The sequence below is a fragment of the Saccharomonospora saliphila YIM 90502 genome (genome assembly GCF_000383795.1).
Lineage (GTDB): Bacteria > Actinomycetota > Actinomycetes > Mycobacteriales > Pseudonocardiaceae > Saccharomonospora > Saccharomonospora saliphila.
The window spans coordinates 21,058-27,588 of record NZ_KB912698.1 but is presented as its reverse complement, the minus strand read 5'-3'; the positions used below and the strand labels follow the sequence as shown (position 1 = coordinate 27,588).

General features: G+C 71.3%; 7 protein-coding genes. 1 reads left to right on the top strand and 6 read right to left on the bottom strand.

Annotation, left to right across the window (positions count from 1 at the left end):
* The 6 genes from SACSA_RS23300 to SACSA_RS0115750 form a co-directional block, all read right to left on the bottom strand.
* A partial coding sequence (locus SACSA_RS23300; RefSeq protein WP_048876878.1) for an adenylate/guanylate cyclase domain-containing protein occupies window positions 1-1,405 on the bottom strand: 1,405 nt, incomplete at its 3' end.
* A 96-nt stretch (window positions 1,406-1,501) separates the two neighbouring features.
* Window positions 1,502-2,632: a non-homologous end joining protein Ku gene (gene ku, locus SACSA_RS0115770; RefSeq protein ID WP_019818608.1), complete on the bottom strand. Its 1,131-nt coding sequence runs from the start codon at window positions 2,630-2,632 to the stop codon at window positions 1,502-1,504.
* A gap of 112 nt (window positions 2,633-2,744) precedes the next feature.
* Complete coding sequence (locus SACSA_RS23295) at window positions 2,745-3,200, bottom strand: DNA polymerase ligase N-terminal domain-containing protein (protein WP_019818607.1); 456 nt, start codon at window positions 3,198-3,200, stop codon at window positions 2,745-2,747.
* 294 nt (window positions 3,201-3,494) lie between these two features.
* Window positions 3,495-4,295, bottom strand: a complete 801-nt coding sequence (locus SACSA_RS0115760) for a SigB/SigF/SigG family RNA polymerase sigma factor (RefSeq protein ID WP_019818606.1) — start codon at window positions 4,293-4,295, stop codon at window positions 3,495-3,497.
* On the bottom strand, window positions 4,292-4,723 hold the full coding sequence (locus tag SACSA_RS0115755; protein ID WP_028661927.1) for an ATP-binding protein: 432 nt from the start codon (window positions 4,721-4,723) through the stop codon (window positions 4,292-4,294). Before SACSA_RS0115755 ends, SACSA_RS0115760 begins: the two co-directional genes overlap by 4 nt.
* A gap of 70 nt (window positions 4,724-4,793) precedes the next feature.
* Window positions 4,794-5,894 (bottom strand): Rv2629 family ribosome hibernation factor, encoded by a 1,101-nt coding sequence (locus SACSA_RS0115750; protein WP_019818604.1) that lies wholly within the window; start codon window positions 5,892-5,894, stop codon window positions 4,794-4,796.
* A 172-nt stretch (window positions 5,895-6,066) separates the two neighbouring features.
* Here SACSA_RS0115750 and SACSA_RS23290 point away from each other — a divergent pair.
* On the top strand, window positions 6,067-6,531 hold a 465-nt coding region (locus SACSA_RS23290), incomplete at its 3' end, for a sulfite exporter TauE/SafE family protein (protein WP_157596934.1).

The window sequence follows — 6,531 nt, the reverse complement described above, 5'->3', positions numbered from 1 at the left end:
CGTGGTGGTCCCAGTGGGCGCGTTCGGCGGGAGCGGCGGCCTCGACGGTGACCTGCGAGGCCAGCACCCGGCCCGGCACCTGCTTGGCGTGCTCGGTCAGCCGCGCGGCCTCGTTCACGGCGTCGCCGATGACGGTGTACTCCAGCCTGCTGAACGCGCCGAGCTGCCCGGCGAACACCTGTCCGGTGGCCACGCCGATGCCGAGGTCCAGTTCGCCGCGCGCCGCCACGGCATCGCGGATGGTCCGCGCCGCGCACAGGGCGGCCCCGGCCGCGTCGGCATGTCGTGCGGGCGCCCCGAACACGCACAGCGCCGCGTCGCCCTGGAACTTGTTGACCAGCCCGCCGTGGGCGTCCACGGCTTCGACGACGTCGGTGAACAGCGCGTTGAGCCTGCGCACGACCTCCTCGGGCGGAGTGTGTGCGGCCAGCGCGGTGGAGTCGACCACGTCGACGAACAGGGCGGTCACCTCCCGCACGTCGCCGGAGAGCGAGATGCCGTGCTCCAGCACATGCCGGACGACGTCGTCCCCGACGTGCCTGCCGAACAGGTCACGCAACCGCTCCCGCTCGGCCAGCCCGGTGGCCAGATCGTTGACCGAGGCCTGGAGCATGCCGATCTCACTGGCGTCGTCGATGCCGATGGCGATGTCCCGGCGTCCCCGCGCGATGTCGTCGAGCGCGAGCCGTAGCCGGTGCAGGGGCGCGGCGACGGCCCGGGCGAGCAGGCCGGTGCCCAGCGCGCCGACCACGAGCCCGATCGCCGCGAGCGAGATCAACGTCAGGCGTGGCTCGTCCGTGCCGATGTCCGGAGGCAGCACGACGAACAGCACCCCGAACAGCGGGACCCCACCGGCGAGGCTCCAGGTGACGACGAGCCTGCGCAGCACGGTCGCGGGCAGGTGGCCGTCGTGGCGGTCCCTCGGCAGCGCGACGGGCAACGCGAGCGACATCACCGGCCGCGCGGTCCGCTCGGCGGCCAGGTAGGTCATGCCCACCGTCGCCAGCCCGCCGAGCACGATCGCCAGCACCACGCCCACCGCGTCGAGCCACGAGCCGAGCACCGTGGTGAGGACGCCGAGGGTGACCGCACCGCCCGCCCACAGCGTGCCGCTGACCACGGCGAGGTCGACGGGGACGCGCAGCGCCCTCGCCGCCTCGTGCGGGCCGGGCCTGCGGCCCGCGACGAACCACAGCACCGTGCGACGCTGGAGGAATCCCGCCCACACCGTGCCCACGGCGAAGGAGAGCAGCACGTAGCCGCCCGCGCAGACGAGCAGAATCCAGCGGTTGTCGCCGACCTCGGCGGGGATTCCCTGCACCAGCAGGACGAGCAGGACCAGTGCGGCGCCGCAGAAACTGGTGCCGAAGCCGATCGTGGCGAACCCGAACGTCGTGCGGAGCACGGTGCGGATGCGCGCGGGCAGGCGGCGGCGTGCGGAGATCCCGGTGGTCACCCGCAGATCGTAGGGGCGTGGGAGCCGCCTGCGTCATGCCCGCGTTCAGGACGCGCGGCGCCGGGCGCCCTTGCCTCCGGCCTCCCGGACCGCCTGCTCCAGCTCAGCACGGTTCATCTTCGAGCGGCCCTTGACGTCGAGTTCGCGCGCCATCCGGTCCAGTTCGCCCTTGGTCAGCTCGGAAAGTTCGCCGTCGGCCCGGCTTCGCCCGGCCCCGCCCGTGTCACGCGAGCGCGTGGCCGACTCGCGGGTGCCCTTCGCGGAGCCGGTGCGCCCCGCCTTGGACTCCTTGCGGGTCGAGCGGGCCGTTCCGCCGGACGTGGACCCGGCGGCGGTCCTGTCCGCCTCGCGCTCCCCGCCGGCCTCCCCGGTGTCCCCGGCGGCCTGTCCGGCACCCTGCCGGCGCCCCTCGACACTGCGGGACAGGGCCTCGAACAGGTCCACGACCTTCGTGGCCTCCCGGGGCTGCTCAGCGGGGGTGATCGTGCGGCCCGCGCGCTTGTCGTCGATCAGTTGCAGCACGCGCTCGGTGTAGGTGTCGTGGTACTCCTCGGGGTTCCACTCCTCGGCCATCGACTCGATCAGGCTCACCGCCATGTCGACTTCCTTCTCCCGGGCCTGCCCGGGAGCCGGGAGCTTGCTGATCTCCTGTTCGGGGACGCGGATGTCCTCGGGGAAGAGCAGGGTGTTGAGCACGAGCACGCCGTCGCCCGCGCGCACGGCGGCGATGTACTCCTTGCCGCGCATCACGAACCGCGCGATCCCCGCCCGGTTCGTCCGGGCCATCGCGTCGATGAGCAGGCTGTAGGCGCGGCCGAACTCCTCCTTGGCCGGAGCGAGCCAGTAGGTCTTCTGGAAGTAGACCGGGTCGATCTCCTCCAGGTCGACGAAGGCGTCGATGTCGATGGTCCGCGAGCGCCCGGGTGCGACCTCCTCCAGCTCCTCGGGCTCGATGAGCACGTACTCGTCGCCGCCGAGGTCGTAACCCTTCACGATCTGGTCGTAGGGGACCTCCTCACCGGTGCGCTCGTTGACGCGCCGGTAGCGGATGCGGTCGGAGGTGTCCCGCTGGAACTGGCGGAAGTGGATCGTGTGGTCCTGGGTGGCGCTGTAGAGCTCGACGGGCACCGTGACCAGGCCGAAGTTCAGCGCTCCACTCCAGATGGCTCGTGCCACGGCTCCTCCCGGCTCGTGTCGGCCCGCTACCGCGTCCGGTCACCCCACCCGGACGGTTCCCGTGTCTTCCGAGCATGCCCCAGCCCGTCATCGGGGGCCACTCGGGCGCGGGTCACCCGGCCTCGTCGCCGGGGCCGGTGCCGAGCGTGCCGAGTGCCGGGTCCCGCAGGCCGGGGGAGGCCCCCTCCCCGGCTTCGCGGTCGTCGCGCTTGATGAGCAGCCACTGCTCCTGAGTGGGGCTCTCACGGGTGCGGACCATCTCGAACGCGCCGCGCAGCCGGTGCCCGACGATCCAGAGGCGAAGGCGTCCGCCGACGAGCCCGTGTTCGACCGGTTCGTCGGCGAGATTGTCGAAGGTCCCCGAATCCCACACCAGCACCGTGGTCGCACCGCCGTCCGGGCCGCCACGGTTGGCGGGAGCCGTGGCGACGTCGTCGGTGCGGATGGCGAGCCGCTTGTCCCCGGGTTCGAGCGAGGGCTCGCTCGGGATGGCCCACGACACGAGCACACCGCCGATCTCGAGCCGGAAGTCGTAGTGCAGGCTCGACACGTCGTAACGTTCAATCACCCAGAGTGATCGTCTGTCGTGTGGCCGCCCGCCTCCCCGCTCGTCCTCCGAGTGTCGAGGGCGCGGTGTCGCAGCGCGTGCGTCCAGCGCGTCCTGATCCGCCATGCGGGCTGTATACCCGCACCTGAACTGCGGAAACGACACGACAGAGGGGCACGGCCGCCACACGCGGCGCCGCTCGACCGGACGGGGGACACCGGAGCCGCCCATCGAGGGACGGCGCCGGTTATCGAGATGCGCCCTTCAGTGCATCAAGACCGACTCTGGTGACGCACAGTCATGACTCGTTCGTGGTCAGAAGGGATCTTCCTCGGCGAGCCCGTCGCGCAGCTTCTTCAGCGTGCGCGCGAGCAGCCGGGACACGTGCATCTGCGAGATGCCGATGCGCTCGGCGATCTGCGTCTGGGTCATGTTGTGCACGAACCGCAGCGCGAGGATGGTGCGCTCCCGTTCGGGCAGTTGCTTGACCAGCGGCTGCAACGTCTCGTGGTTCTCCACGCCCGCCAGCGCGGAGTCCTCCTCGCCGAGCGTGTCACCGAGCGCGAGATTCTCGGTGTCGGCGGAGAGCACCTCGTCCAGCGACATCGAGTGGTAGGCGTTGCCCGCCTCCAGCCCCTCGAAGACGTCCTCCGGGTTCAGCCCGAGGTGCTGGGCGATCTCACTCGGGGTCGGCGCGCGGCCCAGTCGTTGCGAGAGCTGCGTGCTCGCGTTGTTGATCGACAGGTGGAGTTCCTTCAACCGCCGGGGCACGCGGATGACCCATCCCGTGTCCCGGAAGTGCCTGCGCACCTCGCCCATCACCGTGGGCACCGCGAACGAGAGGAAATCCGACCCGCGCCGCGGGTCGAAGCGGTCGACGGCGTTGATCAGGCCGACGCGGGCGACCTGGACCAGGTCCTCCTTCGCCACGCCGCGCCCGGAGAAGCGCTGCGCGATGTGCTCGGCCAGCGGAAGGTGCCCGGTGACGAGCTCCTGGCGCAGCTCGGCACGGCGCGGGTCGTCCTCGCCGAGTTCCACGAACTCCTCGAACAGCGGATTCAGGTGCTCGTAGTCGTCCGACGGGGTGCGCGATCCTTGAGTGGTCGATTCGGTCACGTAAAAGCCGGCTTCCGTTTCGCAAGCTCGATGTGGATCCAGTTGCGCTGCCCGTTCTGGCTGCCCGGTTCGGCCCAGGCCGAGGCCGAGTCGGCGAGCGTGGTCAGCACGCGCCAGCCGAACGAGGCGGTGCTCGGTGCCTCCGCGTCGCCGGAGGCGACCGCGCCCCGGAACAGCAGCTGGTTCTCGCTGATGGTGAATCGGCACACCATCGTGCTGCCCTCGACCGCGCGGGTGATCAACGTCGAGCAGGCCTCGTCCACGGCGAGCCGCAGGTCCGCGATCGCGTCGAGGTCGAAGTCCGCCCGCATCGCGATGCTCGCCGCGACGGAACGGATGATGGGCAGGTGAACCAGGCTCGCGCCGAGTCGTAGTTCGATGTCGTCCTGCGCGCCGACGGCGCCGGACGGCTGGTGGGTCTCGGCCACTGTCACCTCGGTGTCGTGCTGACCGTTCAAGATTCCCCGCTTACGGTAGTCGTCATCCGCCGTGTCGCCCTCAGTCGTGGCGCAGTATCGCGCCGAACCCCTCGGTGAGGTCTACTCTCTCACCCACATGGACGATGTCGGCGTCGACGGACGCCGCGGCGACGGGCAGCGCCTCGTCGGCGCGGACCCGGCCCGGCCGGTCGACGCCCAGAGTGGTCAGGGTCTCGGCCTGCGCGGCGAGCTGGGCCGGGTCGCCGGAGCCCGCGAAGACCTCGGCGTCACCGGGGTCGCCGACCAGCAACGTCTCGACGTTGTGCTCCCGCAGTGCGGTGGTGACGGCCTCGATGCCCTGCACGGCCAGGCCGGTTGGCTTCGACAGCGCGGCCGAGAACCGGTCCGCGGCGTCCTGCCTGCGCCGCCGGGTGGCCTCGGTGAGCAGGTCGTCGATCTCGGCGTTCAGGGTGTCCTCGCCGGAACCCTGGTGCCTGCCGCCCCCGGAGACCTCGGTCGCGTGCTCACGCACCGTTTCCGGGAGCGCCTCGATCAGCGCCTTGCGCGCCTCGGGCGCGCCCGCGGCGACCACGAGGGAAGCGCCGATGCGCCTGCCGACCGTGCCGACGTGGTCGGCGGCGAGTTCGATGTTCTGCTTCACCAGTTCCTCGGCGTGGTTCTGGATGGTGCGGTGCGCCCACGCGCCTCCGCGTGGTTTGTGCACGTGGTGCTCGGTCCCCTCAACCGTACGCGCGTCCACCACCCGGCCGAGCTCGTCGACGGCGGTGATGTCGGCGCCGACGCTGTCGGCGACGACCACGACGTGCGGCGGCGGCAGCTCGCCGTACTCGACCAGCGGAACGAGGTTCGGCATCGTCGACACCCGCGCGAGAGCACGCGCCGGCGCGTCGCCGAGCCGCTGGTCCAGCAGGACACGGTCGCCCGCCGCGATCAGTGCCCGGCCGCTGACACCCACGGGAGGCTCACTGTCGAACACCGCGGTTTCCAGCGCGGCGAGGGTCGCTTCCCCCGCGCCCTGCTCGGAAAGCTGCTCCCGCAGGTCACGCCACTTCAGCTCCAGCTGCTTGCCCGCGTCCTCGGTGTCGTGCGTGTCCTCGAAGTACACCGAGGCGAACGGGCCGTCTGCCGTGACCAACTCGCGCAACCTCGCAGTGTCCACTCGTTCCTCCCTCGTGCGACCACTCGTCGCCCACGACTACCCGGTAGGGGGGAGGTGAAACGTCCGGACGATCTTCGGCGGGGGTGCGGCGCGGTGATACCGGCCACCCTTTCGGGTGCGGGACTCCGATGTCGTCGGTCGCGTGCTTAAGGTCGGCCGACGTGAGTGCGGGATGATCTGGTGGCACGCGGTCCTGATCGCCGTGGCGGGCGTGTGGGCGGGAATGATCAACACGGTCGTGGGGTCCGGCACGCTGGTGACGTTCCCCGTGCTCGTCGCGCTCGGCTACCCGCCGGTGACCGCGACGACCTCGAACGCCATCGGCCTCGCGCCCGGCAGTATCAGTGGTGCCGTCGGCTACCGGCACGAGCTGAAAGGTCAATGGCGCAGGCTGCTGCTGTTCGCGCCCGCGTCGCTGGTCGGCGCGATCGGCGGCACGATCCTGCTGCTGTCGCTGCCGCCCGACGCGTTCGAGACGGTGGTGCCGTTCCTGGTCGGGCTGGCCGTGGTGCTCGTGCTCGTGCAGCCGAGGGTGGCGACGTGGGTGCTGAGCCGTCGCGAACGGCGTGGGCGGACCGCGCGTGACCCGGCCGGATCGGGCGCCGGCGCTGTGGAGGGCACCGGCTCGGCCGCCACG